General features: G+C 60.0%; 19 protein-coding genes. 6 read left to right on the forward strand and 13 right to left on the reverse strand.

Annotated features, from left to right (window positions below):
• Positions 1 to 156: 156 nt before the first annotated feature.
• The 6 genes from C6W91_RS08590 to C6W91_RS08615 form a co-directional block, all read right to left on the reverse strand.
• Entirely contained in the window at positions 157 to 1,002 is an 846-nt protein-coding gene (locus C6W91_RS08590; protein WP_274829054.1) for an ABC transporter permease, read from the reverse strand.
• Positions 999 to 1,916, reverse strand: a complete 918-nt coding sequence (locus C6W91_RS08595; RefSeq protein ID WP_370570763.1) for an ABC transporter permease — start codon at positions 1,914 to 1,916, stop codon at positions 999 to 1,001. The genes C6W91_RS08590 and C6W91_RS08595 overlap by 4 nt, the downstream gene beginning before the upstream one ends.
• Before the next feature lie 33 nt (positions 1,917 to 1,949).
• A complete protein-coding gene (locus C6W91_RS08600) occupies positions 1,950 to 2,762 on the reverse strand; it encodes an ABC transporter ATP-binding protein (protein ID WP_065270522.1) in 813 nt (270 codons plus the stop codon).
• Positions 2,763 to 2,830: 68 nt separating this feature from the next.
• Complete coding sequence (gene hydA, locus C6W91_RS08605) at positions 2,831 to 4,285, reverse strand: dihydropyrimidinase (protein ID WP_065270523.1); 1,455 nt, start codon at positions 4,283 to 4,285, stop codon at positions 2,831 to 2,833.
• Between the two features lie 38 nt (positions 4,286 to 4,323).
• Positions 4,324 to 4,644, reverse strand: a complete 321-nt coding sequence (locus C6W91_RS08610; protein WP_065270524.1) for a hypothetical protein — start codon at positions 4,642 to 4,644, stop codon at positions 4,324 to 4,326.
• 57 nt (positions 4,645 to 4,701) lie between these two features.
• Positions 4,702 to 5,952, reverse strand: coding sequence for a Zn-dependent hydrolase (locus tag C6W91_RS08615; RefSeq protein ID WP_065270525.1), 1,251 nt, complete (start codon positions 5,950 to 5,952; stop codon positions 4,702 to 4,704).
• A gap of 256 nt (positions 5,953 to 6,208) precedes the next feature.
• On the opposite strand from C6W91_RS08615, the gene C6W91_RS08620 reads away from it, so the two are divergent.
• Positions 6,209 to 6,823: a TetR family transcriptional regulator C-terminal domain-containing protein gene (locus C6W91_RS08620; protein ID WP_065270526.1), complete on the forward strand. Its 615-nt coding sequence runs from the start codon at positions 6,209 to 6,211 to the stop codon at positions 6,821 to 6,823.
• Between the two features lie 87 nt (positions 6,824 to 6,910).
• Here the strand turns inward: C6W91_RS08620 and preA are convergent, their stop codons facing one another.
• From preA to C6W91_RS08645, 5 genes are all read right to left on the reverse strand, one after another.
• Entirely contained in the window at positions 6,911 to 8,215 is a 1,305-nt protein-coding gene (gene preA, locus C6W91_RS08625) for an NAD-dependent dihydropyrimidine dehydrogenase subunit PreA (protein ID WP_274829050.1), read from the reverse strand.
• 57 nt (positions 8,216 to 8,272) lie between these two features.
• On the reverse strand, positions 8,273 to 9,607 hold the full coding sequence (locus C6W91_RS08630; RefSeq protein ID WP_274837202.1) for an NAD(P)-dependent oxidoreductase: 1,335 nt from the start codon (positions 9,605 to 9,607) through the stop codon (positions 8,273 to 8,275).
• A 152-nt stretch (positions 9,608 to 9,759) separates the two neighbouring features.
• Positions 9,760 to 10,404 carry a cupin domain-containing protein gene (locus tag C6W91_RS08635; RefSeq protein WP_274837203.1) on the reverse strand — a complete coding sequence of 215 codons (645 nt, stop codon included), beginning with the start codon at positions 10,402 to 10,404 and terminating at the stop codon, positions 9,760 to 9,762.
• A 119-nt stretch (positions 10,405 to 10,523) separates the two neighbouring features.
• Positions 10,524 to 10,922, reverse strand: a complete 399-nt coding sequence (locus C6W91_RS08640; RefSeq protein WP_065270530.1) for a RidA family protein — start codon at positions 10,920 to 10,922, stop codon at positions 10,524 to 10,526.
• A 213-nt stretch (positions 10,923 to 11,135) separates the two neighbouring features.
• Complete coding sequence (locus tag C6W91_RS08645; protein WP_065270531.1) at positions 11,136 to 11,399, reverse strand: DUF2312 domain-containing protein; 264 nt, start codon at positions 11,397 to 11,399, stop codon at positions 11,136 to 11,138.
• Positions 11,400 to 11,613: 214 nt separating this feature from the next.
• Between C6W91_RS08645 and C6W91_RS08650 the strand changes: the two genes are divergently transcribed.
• On the forward strand, positions 11,614 to 11,832 hold the full coding sequence (locus tag C6W91_RS08650) for a hypothetical protein (protein WP_065270532.1): 219 nt from the start codon (positions 11,614 to 11,616) through the stop codon (positions 11,830 to 11,832).
• Between the two features lie 128 nt (positions 11,833 to 11,960).
• Here the strand turns inward: C6W91_RS08650 and C6W91_RS08655 are convergent, their stop codons facing one another.
• A complete protein-coding gene (locus C6W91_RS08655) occupies positions 11,961 to 12,176 on the reverse strand; it encodes a hypothetical protein (RefSeq protein ID WP_065270533.1) in 216 nt (71 codons plus the stop codon).
• Positions 12,177 to 12,503: 327 nt separating this feature from the next.
• On the opposite strand from C6W91_RS08655, the gene C6W91_RS08660 reads away from it, so the two are divergent.
• The 4 genes from C6W91_RS08660 to C6W91_RS08675 all read left to right on the forward strand — a co-directional run bounded on the left by C6W91_RS08660 (position 12,504) and on the right by C6W91_RS08675 (position 14,774).
• A complete protein-coding gene (locus C6W91_RS08660; protein ID WP_274833421.1) occupies positions 12,504 to 13,367 on the forward strand; it encodes an MBL fold metallo-hydrolase in 864 nt (287 codons plus the stop codon).
• A gap of 111 nt (positions 13,368 to 13,478) precedes the next feature.
• Complete coding sequence (locus tag C6W91_RS08665) at positions 13,479 to 13,907, forward strand: YeeE/YedE family protein (protein WP_065270535.1); 429 nt, start codon at positions 13,479 to 13,481, stop codon at positions 13,905 to 13,907.
• A complete protein-coding gene (locus tag C6W91_RS08670) occupies positions 13,907 to 14,338 on the forward strand; it encodes a DUF6691 family protein (protein ID WP_065270536.1) in 432 nt (143 codons plus the stop codon). Before C6W91_RS08665 ends, C6W91_RS08670 begins: the two co-directional genes overlap by 1 nt.
• Positions 14,339 to 14,348: 10 nt before the next feature.
• Positions 14,349 to 14,774, forward strand: coding sequence for a TIGR01244 family sulfur transferase (locus C6W91_RS08675; protein ID WP_370570764.1), 426 nt, complete (start codon positions 14,349 to 14,351; stop codon positions 14,772 to 14,774).
• 284 nt (positions 14,775 to 15,058) lie between these two features.
• Here the strand turns inward: C6W91_RS08675 and C6W91_RS08680 are convergent, their stop codons facing one another.
• Entirely contained in the window at positions 15,059 to 16,384 is a 1,326-nt protein-coding gene (locus tag C6W91_RS08680; RefSeq protein ID WP_274835929.1) for a FliM/FliN family flagellar motor C-terminal domain-containing protein, read from the reverse strand.
• Between the last annotated feature and the right edge of the window lie 47 nt (positions 16,385 to 16,431).

Below are 16,431 nucleotides of genomic sequence, written 5' to 3' on the forward strand. Positions count from 1 at the left end.
TTTTACTATATCAAACTTGGGCATCGCTGCCCGCGCGCAAGGATTAAGCAGCGCGCTGCGCCCATATTATGCGCGGCATTTTCACCGTTCAACCATGGGCCGCAGCGCCGTTCTTGCCACCACCCGAAGACGTATTTCCGGGTGGTGGATCACTCTTCAGCCCCGCTGCGAAGGGTGCCAGAAGGTCAGTGTTTTCTCGACCAGTGCGATCACGCCGTAAAAGGCGGACCCGGCCAGCGCGGCCACCAGGATTTCGGCCCAGACCATATCCAGCGCCAGCTGGCCGACACTGGTGGAAATACGGAAGCCCATGCCCACGGTGGGCGAGCCGAAGAACTCCGCAACGATTGCGCCCACCAGCGCCAGCGTCGTTGAAATCTTCAACCCGTTGAAGATGAAGGGCAGCGCGGCCGGCAGGCGCAGCTTGAAAAAGCTCTGCCAATAGCTCGCCGCGTAGGTCTGCATCAGGTCGCGCTGCATGGCCGAGGTTTCCCGAAGACCGGCAACCGTGTTCACCAGCATCGGGAAGAAAACCATCACCACGACAACCGCCGCCTTGGACTGCCAGTCAAAGCCGAACCACATCACCAGAATGGGCGCGGTACCGACAATCGGCAGGGCCGCGACAAAGTTGCCCACGGGCAGCAGTCCCCGGCGCAGGAAGTCGCTACGATCCACAGCCACCGCCATCAGCAGCGCAGCCACGCAGCCCATGATGTAGCCGGACAAAGCCCCCTTGATGAAGGTCTGGGAGAAATCCTGCCACAGGATCGGGATCGAGGTGGCAAAACGCGCCGCGATCAGCGAAGGCGCAGGCAGGATCACCATGGAGACCTCAAGCCCTCGTACCAGCAGTTCCCAGACGATCAGCACGGTCACACCAAAAATCAGCGGAACGGCCAGCTTCACAGCTTGCGTCTTGGCCGCGGGACTATTGGCCAAACGGCTGTTGATCCACCAGCCCGCAATCCAGACCAGAGCAGCAAAAACAACTTCGATCATGCGCTCATCCCCATGCGTTTAAGAACAACCCGTTCGATTAGACCCAGAAGCGCCACCAGAAGCGCCGCAAGAATGGCCGCTGCGAACAGCGCCGACCAGATCTGCACCGTCTGCCCATAGTAGCTGCCCGCCAGAAGCCGCGCGCCAAGGCCCGCAACCGCGCCAGTCGGCAGTTCCCCGACGATGGCACCCACCAGCGAGGCCGCGATGCCGATCTTGAGCGAAGCAAAGAGATACGGCAGCGAGGACGGCAACCGGAGCTTCCAGAAGCCCTGCGATGTGCTCGCGCTATAGGTCTTCAACAGGTCGAGCTGCATGCCATCGGGGCTGCGCAGGCCCTTTACCATGCCAACAACGACCGGGAAGAAACTGAGATAGGCCGAGATGATCGCTTTTGGCAGGATCCCCTGCACCCCTATGGAATAAAGCACCACGATGATCATTGGTGCCAGAGCGATGATCGGAATGGTCTGGCTGACAATGGCCCAAGGCATCACCGACATATCCATCACCTTGGAATGCACGATACCCACGGCGAGAAGGATCCCCAGGCCCGTGCCGATGGCAAAACCCAGCAGCGTCGCGGAGAGCGTCACCTGCCCGTGGTAGATCAGGCTGCGTTTTGAGGTGACCTTTTTCTGCACCGTGGTTTTCCACAGCTCCACCGCGACCTGATGCGGCGCGGGCAGACGCGGGCGGTCCTGCGCCCAGGTGTCACCAATGGCAAAAGTGTTCTTCGCCACCAGGCCAAAGGTGCCCATGTCACGGCGTTCCTTGGCAGTCGCCGGGGTGATTTCGGCTCCTGCCCGTTCTGCCTGATCCAGAACGCCCTTGATGTTCATCGGAACGCAGGCTGCATACCAGAAGGCAATGATAGCGGCGACAACGGTGAGAACGGCAAAAAAGCTCTTCATGCCCTGCCCTCCCCATTCGGGATCAACGTGCGGTCATGCGTCATCGGAATGCCCCGCGCGCAGACCCTCGCGCACCCGGTGCGCGATGTCGATGAACTCCTGACTGTCGCGGATGTCGAGCGGCCGTTCCTTTGGCAGGGTGCTTTCGATCACATCGGTGATCCGGCCCGGACGCGGCGACATCACCACGATCTTGGTGCTGAGGTACACCGCCTCGGGGATCGAGTGGGTGACAAAACCGATGGTCTTGTCCGTGCGCGCCCAAAGCTTCAGCAGCTGTTCGTTGAGGTGGTCGCGCACGATCTCATCCAGCGCGCCAAAGGGTTCGTCCATCAACAGGATATCGGCATCAAAGGCCAGCGCGCGGGCGATACTGGCCCGCTGCTGCATCCCGCCGGACAATTGCCAGGGATATTTGCCGCCGAATCCGGAAAGCTCCACCAGTTCAAGGACCTGCGCGACGCGCTTGTCCTGCTCTTCCCTGGAGTATCCCATGATCTCAAGCGGCAGCTTGATGTTCTTGGCGATGGTGCGCCAGGGATAAAGACCCGCCGCCTGAAACACATAGCCATAGGCACGTTTCTGGCGCGCCTCATCCGGGGTCATGCCGTTAACCGTGATACTGCCACCGGTCGGATGTTCCAGCGCCGCCATCACCCGCAGAAAGGTGGTCTTGCCGCAGCCCGAGGGGCCGATGAAGCTGACGAAATCGCCCTTGTTGATGGTGAGATTTACATCCTTCAGCGCCTGCACCGGCCCGTCGTTGGTTTCAAACACCAGGTCCAGGTTGCGCGCTTCGACGACGGCCTGGGGGGATCCGGCCTGGGTAGTCGTTTCGTTGTTCATGTCGTTGCCTTAATAGGACGGGAGGCCGGGCCACCATGTGCGGAGGCCCGTCTCCTGTTTGATACCAATTACACGCCGGTTGCCGGAATACCGGACCGTTCCACCGGACGCGGCGCGGACAGCTCTTTCCAGGTCGACAGCGCCTTGTTGACGGTCGTGTTGGCCTCGCGCTCGACGAATTTGCCGTGGCCTTCCTGCGTGCGGATCTCCCCGTCGTAGACGGCGACATGGCCGCGCGTCAGGGTAAAGCGCGGCAGGCCTTTGACCTCCTTGCCTTCGAAGACGTTGTAGTCGATGGAGGACTGCTGAGTCTCGGCGCTGATGGTCTTGGTCTTGTTCGGGTCCAGAACCACGAGATCGGCATCGGCGCCCACCAGAACCGCACCTTTTTTCGGATAGCAATTCAGGATCTTGGCAATGTTGGTCGAGGTGACGGCCACGAACTCATTCGGCGTCAGGCGGCCGGTTTCAACACCATGGGTCCACAGCATCGGCATACGGTCTTCAAGGCCGCCGGTGCCATTCGGGATCTTGGTGAAATCGCCAACGCCATAGCGTTTCTGCTCGGTCGAGAAGGCGCAGTGGTCGGTGGCCACCACCGACAGTGAGCCGGACTGAAGGCCCGCCCAGAGGCTGTCCTGATGCTTTTTGTTGCGGAACGGCGGCGACATCACCCGGCGGGCGGCGTGATCCCAGTCCTGGTTGAAATACTCGCTTTCATCCAGCGTCAGGTGCTGGATCAGCGGCTCACCCCAGACGCGTTTGCCCTGCATGCGGGCACGGCGGATGGCCTCGTGGCTGTCCTCGCAGGAGGTATGCACCACGTAAAGCGGCACACCGGCCATATCGGCGATCATGATGGCACGGTTGGTGGCCTCGCCTTCGACTTGCGGCGGGCGGGAATAAGCGTGCCCCTCGGGACCGTTGTTGCCCTCGGCCAGCAGTTTGGCGCTCAGCTCGGCCACCACATCGCCGTTTTCAGCGTGCACCATGGCGATACCGCCCAGTTCCGACAGGCGCTGGAACGAGGAGTACAGCTCATCATCGTTCACCATCAGCGCGCCTTTATAGGCCATGAAATGCTTGAAGGTGTTGATGCCGCGGGTTTCGATCACGGTCTTCATTTCATCAAAGACCTGCTCGCCCCACCATGTCACGGCCATGTGGAAGGAATAGTCGCAGTTGGCGCGCGTCGATTTGTTGTCCCAGCGTTTCAGCGCATCCAGCAGGCTTTCGCCCGGGTTCGGCAGGGCAAAGTCGACAACCATGGTGGTGCCGCCCGCCAGACCTGCGCGGGTGCCGCTTTCGAAATCATCCGAGGAATAGGTCCCCATGAAAGGCATTTCCAGATGGGTGTGCGGGTCGATCCCGCCCGGCATCACGTAACAGCCGGTCGCGTCCAACTGCTCGTCACCCTTCAGATCGGGGCCGATTTCGGTGATCACACCGTTTTCGATCAGCACGTCGGCCTTGTAGGTGAGGTCAGCCGTGACGATGGTCCCGTTCTTGATGACTTTACTCATGGTTTCTAACTCCCTGTTATTTATATGTTCGATCCGTTTCAGACTGAACTGAAACAACCGATTGCATGTCCGTGTACGCCGATGTCGAGCGGGCCGAAAACAGATTCAACGCAAAGCGAGAAGTAGCCCGCCAGCGGCAGATATATCACCCGGTAGTCGCCATTCGGCTGGGTGACGGCCCAACAGTCCTGTGTCAGGCCGCCGGAAAAATTGACGGTGACCTCTTCCGGCTCGCACAGCGCGCTGCGAAAGGCGGCAAGGGTTTTAAAGCCCACGTTACTGGTGATCGGGAATTCGGCGACCTCCGTCTCGATCAGATGTTTGATCCGATCGGGGATGGAGAGGTCGGCGCCGATCACCGTAGGACCATCCGCCGCAACAGCAGGGTCCGGAACATGGGCTTGAGGGTCACCGGATTATTCCACGATCTCAGCGGTTTCGACCACGGCGTGGAACAGGACGTTTGCCCCTGCTTCGGCCCAGTCCTTGCTGATCTCTTCGGCTTCATTGTGGCTTAGCCCGTCGACACAGGGGCACATGACCATTGCGGTCGGTGCCACGCGGTTGATCCAGCAGGCATCATGGCCGGCGCCCGAGATAATGTCGAGGTGGGAATAGCCCAGCCGCTCGGCGGCGCTGCGCACTGCCGTCACGCAGGCATCATCGAATTTCACCGGGTCAAAGCCGCCGACTTTTTCGAACTCGATCTCAACGCCCATGGCATCAGCGATTTCCTGTCCCTGCTCCCGCAGGCGCAGCTCCATGTCCTCGATCACCTCCAGCTCGGGGCTGCGGAAATCGACAGTGAAAACCACTTTGCCGGGGATCACGTTGCGCGAATTGGGGAAGACATCGATATGACCCGCTGCGCCAACCGCATGCGGCGCATGGGACCATGCGATTTCGTCCACCGCATCCAGCACCCGCGCCATGGCAAGGCCGGCATTGCGGCGCATCGGCATCGGGGTCGACCCGGTGTGCGCATCCTTGCCGGTGATCGTCACCTGCGTCCAGCTCAGCCCCTGCCCATGGGTGACAACGCCAATATCCTTGCCTTCGGCCTCAAGGATCGGGCCCTGTTCGATATGCAGCTCAAAGAAGGCGTGCATCTTGCGGGCACCAACTTCTTCGTCGCCGCGCCAGCCGATCCGCTTCAGCTCATCACCGAATTTCTTGCCTTCCGCGTCTTCGCGGTCATAGGCCCAGTCCTGTGTATGGATGCCGGCAAAAACCCCGGACGACAGCATCGCCGGGGCGTAACGGGTGCCTTCCTCATTGGTGAAATTGGTCACCACAATGGGGTGTTTTGTCTTGATATTCATATCGTTGAGCGAGCGGATTAATTCGAGGCCGCCCAAAACACCAAGCACGCCGTCGTATTTGCCGCCCGTTGGCTGGGTATCAAGGTGCGAACCCACATAGACCGGCAGCGCATCGGGATCAGTGCCTTCGCGGCGGGCAAACATATTGCCCATCTGATCGAGCCCCATGGTGCATCCGGCATCCTCGCACCATTTCTGGAACAAGGCGCGCCCTTCGGCATCTTCATCGGTCAGGGTCTGACGGTTGTTGCCGCCCGCAACGCCGGGGCCGATCTTGGCCATCTCCATCAGACTGTCCCACAGCCGATCGCCATTGATCTTCAGATTCTGTCCAAGCGACGTCATCGCAGCTTCCTTCCTGTTGGTCCCGTCTGTTTTGCGGGCTATTTTTGGCTTGGCGCCATTTTGGTGGCTTTGAAGCGTTGGTCAAAGTCTTTTCGGACCGGATTTGACCAACTGGTCAAACTCAAGCTACCATGAGGGCGCAGTCAGTCAAGAAATTGCGTCACCAGGACTGGGAAAACACTTGGTTTACAGGTGAAATGTGTGAAATAGAGGCGTTCTTCCGACGCCCGGACACCCAAGGACAGAAAACCCGCCAATGCCCAAGGACAGATCCCCAACCCGCATTCAGAAAAAGAATCGCGCCGCCATCCTCGACGCCGCGCTTGAGGTGTTTTCCACCCATGGTTTCCGTGGCGCCACCGTGGATCAGATCGCGGGTGAGGCCGGGCTGTCGAAGCCAAATCTGCTGTACTATTTCCCGTCGAAAGAGGCGATTTTCACCGCGCTGCTCTCGGAACTTCTGGATACCTGGCTGGACCCCTTGCGGGAACTGGATCCCGAGGGTGAGCCGCTGGAGGAAATGCTGGCCTATGTGCAGCGCAAATTGCAGATGAGCCAGGACTTCCCCCGCGAAAGCCGCCTGTTTGCCAACGAAATCGTGCAAGGCGCGCCGCGGATGCTGGAGGCGCTCTCGACCGATCTGAAACAGTTGGTCGAGGAAAAAGCCGCCGTGATCCAAGGCTGGATGGACGCGGGAAAACTGCAGCCCAGCCACCCCAAACATTTGATTTTTTCGATCTGGTCGCTGACCCAGCACTATGCGGATTTCGACGTTCAGGTCCGCACCCTGATGGGAGAAGAAGATCCGTTCGAGGCAGCACCTGCGTTTCTGGACACCTTCTATCGACGCATGCTGACGCCAACGGGTTAAACCACGTCGCACCACCCGAAACAGCAAAAGGGGCGCCCGCACCGGGCGCCCCTCTTTATTTGTTATCAGATTGTTAAGGGCGAAAGCTCACTCAGCAGCCGTGGCCGAGGGGTTGTTCGGATGCGTCGTCCAGTTGGCGTATTGATCCGACACCACCTTGCCGGTGCGCAGATCGACCTGACCGGCGGGCACCTCTTCCATGGTGATGCAGCCTTCGACCGGGCAGACGTTGACACACAAGTTACAGGCGACGCATTCGTCATCTTTCACCGTGAATGTGCGGTCTTCGCTCATCTCGATGGCCTGGTGCGAGGTGTCTTCGCAGGCGGCAAAGCAGCGACCGCATTTGATGCAGTCATCCTGGCTGATCTTCGCCTTGGCGACATAGTTCAGATCCAGATACTGCCAGTCGGTCACGTTCGGAACCGCCATGCCGATGAAGTCCTGGGTCGAGGTGTAGCCCTTTTCGTCCATCCAGGTGGACAGGCCCGAGATCATCTCTTTCACCACGTTGAAGCCATAGGTCATCGCCGCGGTGCAGACCTGAACGTTGCCCGCGCCAAGCGCCATGAATTCAGCCGCATCTTTCCAGGTGGTGACGCCGCCGATGGCCGAGATCGGCAGGCCATGTGTCTGCGGGTCGCGGGCGATTTCCGCAACCATGTTCATGGCAATCGGCTTTACCGCCGGGCCGCAATAGCCACCGTGGGTGCCCTTGCCGCCGATGGTCGGCTCGGGCGCCATGTTGTCGAGGTCAACCGAGACGATGGAGTTGATGGTGTTGATCAGACTCACCGCATCGCCGCCGCCTGCCTTGGCCGCGCGGGCCGGGAAGCGCACATCGGTGATGTTCGGCGTCAGCTTCACGATCACCGGCTTGGAATAGTATTTCTTGCACCATTCCGTGACCATCTGGATGTATTCCGGCACCTGCCCCACGGCAGAGCCCATGCCACGTTCGGCCATACCGTGAGGGCAGCCAAAGTTCAGTTCGATCCCGTCCGCGCCGGTGGCTTCGACCTTGGGCAGGATCGCCTTCCAGGCTTCTTCCTCGCAAGGCACCATGATGGAGACGATCACCGCGCGGTCCGGATAGTCCTTCTTGACGCGGGTGATTTCCTCAAGGTTGGTCTCAAGGCTGCGGTCGGTGATCAGCTCAATGTTGTTGAGACCCAGCAGACGCCGGTCCGCGCCCCAGATCGCGCCATAACGCGGCCCGTTGACGTTGACCACTGGCGGGCCTTCGGAGCCGAGGGTCTTCCAGACCACACCGCCCCAGCCAGCCTCAAAGGCGCGGCGGACGTTGTATTCCTTGTCGGTCGGCGGCGCCGAGGCCAGCCAGAACGGGTTCGGAGATTTAATCCCCAGAAATTCAGTTGTCAGATCAGCCATTTATCTGTTCCTTTTCGTGCTCGCCTGCCGTCCCTGTTTCAGGGACAGCCGGCTGGCTTAGCCCATCAGGCTGGAATGAATGTCCATTGCGGCGTCGCGGCCCTCGGCCACGGCGGTCACGGTCAGGTCTTCGCCACCCGAGGCACAGTCGCCCCCGGCCCAGACACCTGCAACCGAGGTCCGCCCGGTTTCCGTGACCTTGATCTTGCCACCGTCGATTTCCAGCCCGTCGGGCTGTCCCTCAAGGGTCTGACCGATCGCCTTGTAGATCTGATCCGCTGCCAGGCGCAGGGTCTCGCCAGTGCCGGTTACGCGGCCATCCTTGACCTCTGTGTATTCCAGCTCAATCTCGGCAGCGGCACCATTGCCATGGATCGCCTTTGGCATCACGTTGAACATCAGCTTGACGCCCTTGGAGGCCGCCAGATCCTGTTCGAACCGGCTTGCGCCCATGGCATCGCGGCCACGGCGATAGGCGATGGTGACGTTTTCGGCGCCCAAAAGTTTCGACTGCACAGCGGCATCGACCGCCGTCATGCCGCCACCAATGACCACGACATTACGCCCCACGGGCAGCGTGGTCAGATCGTCAGCCTGACGCAGATCGGCGATGAAATCCACTGCATCGCGCACGCCGTCCTTGTCTTCGCCTTCGCTGCGCAGCGCGTTGACGCCGCCCAGACCGATAGACAGGAACATCGCGTCAAAGTCGCCCTTCAGCGCCTCAAGCGACAGTTCGGACCCGAGCTTCTTGCCGTATTCCATTGAAATACCGCCGATCTGCAGCAGCCAGTCAACTTCACGCGCCGCAAAATCATTGGTGGACTTGTAGGCGGCAATACCGAATTCGTTCAGACCGCCGGCCTTGTCCTTGCTGTCATAGACGGTGACGTCGTGACCGAGCATCGCCAGACGGTGCGCGGCCGACAGGCCCGCAGGACCAGCGCCGACAACCGCAACGCGCTTGCCCGTCGCCTCGGCGCGGGTGAAGGGATGCTCCCCCTTGGCCATCAGCGTATCGGTGGCATAGCGCTGCAGGCGGCCGATCTCGACCGGCTTACCTTCGGCAGTTTCGCGCACGCAGACCTCTTCGCACAGGGTCTCGGTCGGGCAAACGCGGGCGCACATGCCGCCAAGGATGTTCTGATCCAGAATGGTCTTGGCCGCTGACGTCGGATGCCCAGCCTGAATTTCGCGAATAAACTGCGGAATATCGATCGAGGTCGGACAGGCCGTCATGCAGGGCGCGTCATAGCAGAAATAGCAACGATCCGCGGCAACGGCGGCTTCGTGGTGATCATAGGGGGCATGCAGATCCCCGAAATTCTCGGCGATCTCTGGGGCGGACAAACGTCCAGCCTGGATCCCGGATGCCTGATGGCTACTCGCCATTGGGTGTCTCCCTGACTGTTATTTTTCTGCAAGTCAGAGTGCCACAGTTTGTTTTTTTATCAACTGGTAAAATTTTTGACGAGCCAAAAAATATCGGCCAATTCTGAGGAATGGCCGACATGCTATTGATTTATATTATGAAAGACGCTTGCTTAGTTTTTCACCATCTCGGTCAGATGTCCCGATTTGATCCAGACACGCGCTCCATCTGGACCCGCTTTGGCATCCAGTTGCCCGCCCGGCGGCAGGCGCAGCCAGTCCCAGCGGCCAAAGGTTTCATCCCCATCCTGATAGCCTCCCTCCAGCACAAACAGCTCGGCGCCGCCCTCGGCCGTGAAGGAGACTTCCAGCCCCGGGGCCCAGTTCACCAGACACACATCCTCGTGCGGATCGGAGTAAAGCGGCAGATGCGGATCCTGGGCCTCAGCAGTGTCGATATGAACAGTCTGGCGGTCTTCGGGATCGAACTGGTGCAGTTTCACCAGGATCATCGCGCCATCTGCGGCTGCTGGCGCGTGGCGGGACGTGGGCGGGTTGCGCACGTAGGAACCAACCGGGAAGTCCCCCGTTTCGTCCTGAAATACGCCGTCCAGCACGAGGTATTCCTCGCCGCCGTCATGGGTATGCGCGGAAAAGGACGAGCCCGGCGCAAAGCGCACGATGGTCGTGGCGCGGGCGACTTCCTCGCCGATCCGGTCAAGCATCTTCCGCTCGACCCCGGCAGCCGGGCTTTGTACCCAGGGAATATCGTCAAAGTGAACCGCGACACGCTGTGAAAAATCGGCATTGATCCGCATCTGTGACTCCCCTCATCTGTCGGGGACAGATCTGGGACATCCCAGGGGAATTTCCAACCGAATTCACCAAATTGTGTGTCGGCGGGCCAAAACCAAAGGCATCTGGCCCGGCAGAGAGATCAGTTCGAAAGAACCGCAGTGGCTTCGATCTCGACCTTGGCTTCATCCTCGACCAGCGCCGAGACCACAACCATCGTCATGGCTGGGAAGTGATAGCCCATCACGTCACGGTAGGCTTTGCCCACTTCGGCCTGATGCGCCATATATTCCGCCTTGTCGGTGACATACCATGTCAGCCGGGTGATATCGCTGGCCGCGCCACCCGCGGTCTCGACCACATCGAGGATATTGCGCAGCGCCTGGCTCATCTGACCTATAAAGTCTTTGGCCTCAAAGACCTGATCTGCGGTCCAGCCGATCTGCCCGCCGACGAACAGCAGTTTGCCCTCGGCGACCATGCCATTGGCATAGCCCTTGGCCGGCTTCCAGCCTTCGGGGTGCACATTGATTGCGGGCATTGCCTGTCTCCTCAATTCGGTTCTGTTTGCAGTGCTGCTGGCAATATCCGCCAGCGCGCAAAGTATTTCAAGCTTAAAATTTCATACCTGAAGCGATTTGCATTGCGGGCGGCTTCCGTGCAGCGCCCTGCGGCGCTGATACCAGGGACCAAAGAAAAACCGCGCACCGAAAGGAGATGCGCGGTAGAATTCAATCTGCAAAGCGGCTGGAAGTCACATGCCAAGCGCTTCTTTATACATGTCCAGCACCGCCTCTTCTTCGGCGATGTCGTCCTTGTCCCGCTTGCGCAGGGCGATAACTTTGCGCATGACCTTGGTGTCATAGCCGCGCGCCTTGGCTTCGGCCATCACCTCTTTCTGCTGTTCGGCGATGTCCTTCTTTTCTGCGTCCAGACGTTCGAAACGTTCGATGAACTGGCGCAGTTCCCCGGCGGTCACCCGGTAGTTTTCACTCTTTTCGTCTTCGGTCAGATCCATGTGCGGCTCCGTCAGCAAGGCATGTCATTGCGGTCGAGAAAAGGGGATAGCGGTCCGGCCTGATCACCGCAAGCCGGGAAAGCCCGCCATTGTGCCTTCGGGCGATGTTTTGCGCGCTGCGCGGGCCCCTGATACCTGTCTCAGCCTGCAAGCATCTTGCATCCACAAGGCCAATCCGCTACCCGCAGCAGCATGCAAACCGCAGGAGACTGGCATGTTTGAAATCCTTGTCTGGGTGGGCGCGGCCCTGTCCGTGGGCGGTCTCTTGGGGCTGGTCTGGTGCATCCTGCGCGTCGCAAAGGCGCGGCGACAGAAACTGGACGACGAGGCGCTGCGCGCCGTGGTGCAATCCGTGCTACCGCTGAACCTTGGCGCTTTGCTGCTGTCGGTGATCGGGCTGATGCTGGTCATGGTCGGAATTTTCCTGTCCTGACCCCTGCCCTGCGCGCACTCCAAGGCCCCCTGCAATAGAACCTGCAAAACGCCTGAAGCGGACCCTACCAAGGATCCGCTTTTTCGTTGCTTACAAGTTTTGAAATGACCGCTCCGCGTGGTGGCAGTTCAGACCGGCATATTGTCGAACTGATCTTCCACCGCTTCTTCTTCCAGCTTGGCCTTGACCCGGCGCAGGGTGCCCGGAATGGCCGAGCCCGAAGCGCGCAGCCGGGTCAGCGCGCTGAAGAATTCATCCACCAGCCGTTCACGTGCCGGCCCCGATGCGGTGCGAATCTGTTTTTCAAGATGCTGCGCATTCTGCAGCAAAACTGCGTCTGTCATGTTTCATCCTCCCTGTCGTGCGGAACATTCTGGCAGGGGTTTGAAACAGAAATACAGCAAAACTCCTTGATTTGAGTCATCATCGGCGGAGGTTGGCGCAATATCGGGCAAATTGCACAGCAGACAGGCAAAATACCGGCCAAAATACCGGCAAAAACAGCAGTCCCGGATAGATGTTTTGCGCCCCTGCAGGACCCGGTTCGGGACGCGATTGAGCCAGATCAACACCGCCCTGCCACCGGGACAGCTAAGTTAACCACACGCGAAGGGTTGAAACACATTCTGATTTCAACATATGTATAGTGAAACGCAAGGGAGAGCCCCATCATGAATCCTATCGTCAAAGCCTTCTTCGACGAAGCGACCAATACTGTTTCCTATGTTGTCCGCGATCCCAACGGCAGCGCCTGTGCCATTATCGATTCGGTTCTGGATTTCGATCATGCGGCAGGCCGGACCGACACCAGCTCGGCGGATGAAATCATCGACTGGATCACTGCGGAAGGTTTGAAAACCGAGTGGATCCTGGAAAGCCACGTGCACGCCGACCACCTGTCGGCCGCGCCCTATCTGCAAGAGCGCCTGGGCGGAAAGATCGGTATCGGCGAGAACATCACCATCGTCCAAGATACCTTCGGCAAGGTCTTCAACGAAGGCACCGAATTCCAGCGCGACGGCAGCCAGTTCGATCAGCTGTTCAAGGAAGGTGATACCTTCATGATCGGCCAGCTGCGCGGCGAAGTGCTGCACACCCCCGGTCACACACCGGCCTGCCTGACCTATGTCATCGGCGATGCCGCCTTTGTCGGCGATACGCTGTTCATGCCCGATTTCGGCACCGCACGCTGCGACTTCCCCGGCGGCTCTTCCGAAACGCTGTTCAACTCGATCCAGAAGATTCTGGCCCTGCCCGATGAAACCCGCATTTTCGTCGGCCACGACTACAAGGCGCCGGGCCGGGACGAATACGCCTGGGAAACCACGGTCGGAGAGCAGAAAGCGCTGAACATTCACATTGGTCAGGGCAAAAGCATCGAAGACTTCGTGTCGATGCGCGATGCCCGCGACGCGACGCTGGGCATGCCCCGGCTGATCCTGCCTTCGCTGCAGGTCAATATGCGCGCAGGCCAGATGCCCGAGCCGGACGATCAGGGCGATGTCTTCCTGAAAATCCCGGTCAACAAGATCTAACACCAGAACCCCGGTTGCAGCGCCGTGCCCCTGTTGGCCCGGCGCTGCAGCTTCAAAACACGCGCTGTCAGCACGAATATCCGCAGCGCAAAGACCAAGGAAACGCGAACAATGGAAACAGACTGGATCTGGGGCCTCGTCGGAGGCGGTATTATCGGCCTCGGCGGTGCCGTCTACCTTTTGGGCAATGGCCGGATCATGGGCGCCAGCGGTATTTTCGGCGGGCTCATCGATGGCAGCGGCTGGAACACCCTGTGGGAACGGCTGGCCTTTCTGGTCGGCGTGATCGTCACCCCGCTGATCCTCTGGCCGATCTATAACGTTGAGATCGACACCCACATGACCACCAATGTCGGTGTGATTATCGCGGCCGGCCTTCTGGTTGGCGTCGGAACCCGTATCGCAAACGGCTGCACCTCGGGCCACGGGGTCTGCGGAATTTCCCGCCTGTCCCTGCGCGGCATCGTTGCCACCGTTTTCTACATTCTGGCCGGTGGTCTGACCCTGGCCATTTTCCGTCACGTTCTGGGGCTGATCTGATGCGTATTCTTCTTTCTCTTATCGCAGGCAGCCTGTTTGGCGGCGGACTTTTCATTTCCGGCATGACCGACACCACCAAGGTCCAGGGCTGGCTTGATGTCTTTGGCAACTGGGACCCAACACTGGCCTTCGTGATGGGCGGCGCCGTTATTCCGATGTTCTTTGCCTGGCGTCTGACCCATGGCCGCAAACCGCTGGTGGGCGGCGATTTCCCGACCCTTCCGCGTCCGGAACTGGATCACCGGCTGATCACCGGCTCGGTCCTGTTCGGCATGGGCTGGGGCCTGGCCGGCCTGTGCCCGGGGCCGGCACTCGCGTCTTTGACCTATAACGGCTGGGGTGGGCTGATTTTCCTTGCTGCCATGTCGGCCGGTATGCTGGCTTCGGCGCCGATCGGCGTGCAACTGGACCGGATGGCCGCAAAGGCGTAAAGGATTGCCCATGCAAGCTCGTGACATAACGCCCCGCTACGCCGTCTCGCCGCAAATTTCGGTCGAAGACATTCCCGCAATCGCCGAAGCCGGTTTCACACTGGTGATCTGCAATCGCCCCGATTCCGAGGTTCAGCCGAGCCATCAGGCCGCTGCAATCCGCGCTGCGGCCGAGGCTGCCGGGCTGCGCTTTGAAGAATTGCCGCTGACGCATCAGACCATGACGCCGGAAAACGTCGCGCGCCAGCGTGAGCTTTTCGAAGGCGCCGAAGGTCAGGTGCTGGCCTATTGCGCATCGGGCACCCGCTCTTCGGTAGTCTGGGCGCTGGGTCAGGCGCAGGAGATGTCGGCGGATGAGATCCTCGGCAAAACCGCAGCAGCGGGCTACGCGCTGGATGGTTTGCGTCCTGCGCTTGAGGCTGCGGGCAAGTCCTGAGCCGAAGCGAGACAGATCAAAGAGTTATTTCCCACCCCCAACTTTTAAGACCATCACTCACAACACTCAAAGACCTCAGCCCTACGGCTGGGGTCTTTTTCATTGCTCTGACATCGAGGGGCGAACTGCGGATCATGCCCCCCTCTGGCATTTACGAGGAGTGGCCAGGAGTGCCCCCAAATAGCAAAACCCGGCATCTAAATATGCCGGGCTCGTGTTTCGCTCATCCTGTTGCGAACGGATCGGGAGGCCGCAATTCAGCTGCGCTTGCCGTGATCGCCTTGTCAGCCAGAGCCAAGTCCAGCCAGTTTGGATATTTCCGCCGCAGCATCATCCGGGTTGAACTCATCCATCCCGGTGTCCGGCAACGCGGGCAAATCGCCGCCCAGGCCACCTCCCAGATCCCCGCCGAAGTTGCCGCCAAGATCCCCTCCTCCAAGGGCCGCCGCAAAATCGTTCTCCAGGTCCGCACCCAGATCTCCCCCCATATCGGAGCCGAGGTCACCACCAAGGTTGGTCATATCACCCAGACCGCCGGTATCGAAATCACCACCCAGACCGGAACCGAGACCACCGCCGCCCATGCCGCTGTCCAAGGGGTCCTGCAGATCCTCGGCTGCAATGCCAAGATCAAGCGTGGGCATTTCGTCAGCGGCGGCAGGCATAGCGTCAGCCCCGACACCATCTGCAAACCCGGCTTGATCCGCTTCCATGTCATTCACCAGCTTGGTGCGCGGCTGATTGAGGCGCACCGCGCGCGCTCCATTCAACTGCCCAAGGCGCCCTTGAGCGATCGACTGACCGCTCACCGCCTGAAGATCCGTTTCATAAAGGAATGCCTGATCCAGCGGCAGCAGATCGCCGGTCTTAAGTCCGGAAAATTCGTTGAGCGGCACCCGCATCTTGCAAAGAACGGCGGACAATTCGGCCCGCATGGCCCCAAGGTTGCGCCCAAGCGACGGACCGGAGCCGCCCCCCTTGCCCAGTTCCTCGGGCGTGGGTTCGGGCAGGATCAGGTTCAATTCGCCCTGCATGGCGCCGATGGCCAGATCAACAGTCAGGGTCAGAACGCGATAATCGTCGGCTTCCAGCCCCAGGGCCAGACTGCGCAGGTCCTCGACTTGGGCGCCAAACTGATAGCCAGAGAAGATGGCCTGGTCGGATTGGCCTTCCAACATCACGACCACCTTTTTCAAGGCGCTTTCGAGGAAATCGGCTGTCATCGCAGCATCGGTCGGTGTGTAATGCCGCTCTGTAGGGGTTTTCCCCATGACCTGACCAATGGTCTGCTTCTGGATCAGAGCAGTCACGAGGGCGGCGTCCATTGTCGCAGCGCCAAGACGGCCATCAGGGCCATCCAGAACAACCAACAGATGCTTGTCAGACAGCATCTCGGGCAGTTCATCCGACGCACGGTTCACCTGGCGTGCGGCCAGAACCGCAAGCGGCAGTTCGCACAGCTCGGCTGCTGCCCGCGCAAGCGACCGCCGCAGCGCCTTGAGCGTCAGCGAACTGCTGAATGCTCCCGACCCCTCTTTGGTTGCCGCCAGCTTGCGGGCAAGAACCCCTGGCTTGCTTCCTGTCGAATCCTGTGTCGTCGTGTCAGACATACGTCGTGAACCTGAACCCTTAGCGCCTGTTGTCTCTGTTTTAGACT

Origin of the sequence: Phaeobacter sp. SYSU ZJ3003 (assembly GCF_041300735.1) — a bacterium.
Taxonomy (GTDB): domain Bacteria; phylum Pseudomonadota; class Alphaproteobacteria; order Rhodobacterales; family Rhodobacteraceae; genus Phycobacter; species Phycobacter gallaeciensis_A.

Bases quoted from the DNA above. Each gene is read 5' to 3' on its own strand.
- C6W91_RS08590 (WP_274829054.1), bottom strand. From the start codon at position 1,002: ATGATCGAAGTTGTTTTTGCTGCTCTGGTCTGGATTGCGGGCTGGTGG.
- C6W91_RS08595 (WP_370570763.1), bottom strand. From the start codon at position 1,916: ATGAAGAGCTTTTTTGCCGTTCTCACCGTTGTCGCCGCTATCATTGCC.
- C6W91_RS08600 (WP_065270522.1), bottom strand. From the start codon at position 2,762: ATGAACAACGAAACGACTACCCAGGCCGGATCCCCCCAGGCCGTCGTC.
- hydA (WP_065270523.1), bottom strand. From the start codon at position 4,285: ATGAGTAAAGTCATCAAGAACGGGACCATCGTCACGGCTGACCTCACC.
- C6W91_RS08615 (WP_065270525.1), bottom strand. From the start codon at position 5,952: ATGACGTCGCTTGGACAGAATCTGAAGATCAATGGCGATCGGCTGTGG.
- C6W91_RS08620 (WP_065270526.1), top strand. From the start codon at position 6,209: ATGCCCAAGGACAGATCCCCAACCCGCATTCAGAAAAAGAATCGCGCC.
- preA (WP_274829050.1), bottom strand. From the start codon at position 8,215: ATGGCTGATCTGACAACTGAATTTCTGGGGATTAAATCTCCGAACCCG.
- C6W91_RS08630 (WP_274837202.1), bottom strand. From the start codon at position 9,607: ATGGCGAGTAGCCATCAGGCATCCGGGATCCAGGCTGGACGTTTGTCC.
- C6W91_RS08635 (WP_274837203.1), bottom strand. From the start codon at position 10,404: ATGCGGATCAATGCCGATTTTTCACAGCGTGTCGCGGTTCACTTTGAC.
- C6W91_RS08640 (WP_065270530.1), bottom strand. From the start codon at position 10,922: ATGCCCGCAATCAATGTGCACCCCGAAGGCTGGAAGCCGGCCAAGGGC.
- C6W91_RS08645 (WP_065270531.1), bottom strand. From the start codon at position 11,399: ATGGATCTGACCGAAGACGAAAAGAGTGAAAACTACCGGGTGACCGCC.
- C6W91_RS08650 (WP_065270532.1), top strand. From the start codon at position 11,614: ATGTTTGAAATCCTTGTCTGGGTGGGCGCGGCCCTGTCCGTGGGCGGT.
- C6W91_RS08655 (WP_065270533.1), bottom strand. From the start codon at position 12,176: ATGACAGACGCAGTTTTGCTGCAGAATGCGCAGCATCTTGAAAAACAG.
- C6W91_RS08660 (WP_274833421.1), top strand. From the start codon at position 12,504: ATGAATCCTATCGTCAAAGCCTTCTTCGACGAAGCGACCAATACTGTT.
- C6W91_RS08665 (WP_065270535.1), top strand. From the start codon at position 13,479: ATGGAAACAGACTGGATCTGGGGCCTCGTCGGAGGCGGTATTATCGGC.
- C6W91_RS08670 (WP_065270536.1), top strand. From the start codon at position 13,907: ATGCGTATTCTTCTTTCTCTTATCGCAGGCAGCCTGTTTGGCGGCGGA.
- C6W91_RS08675 (WP_370570764.1), top strand. From the start codon at position 14,349: ATGCAAGCTCGTGACATAACGCCCCGCTACGCCGTCTCGCCGCAAATT.
- C6W91_RS08680 (WP_274835929.1), bottom strand. From the start codon at position 16,384: ATGTCTGACACGACGACACAGGATTCGACAGGAAGCAAGCCAGGGGTT.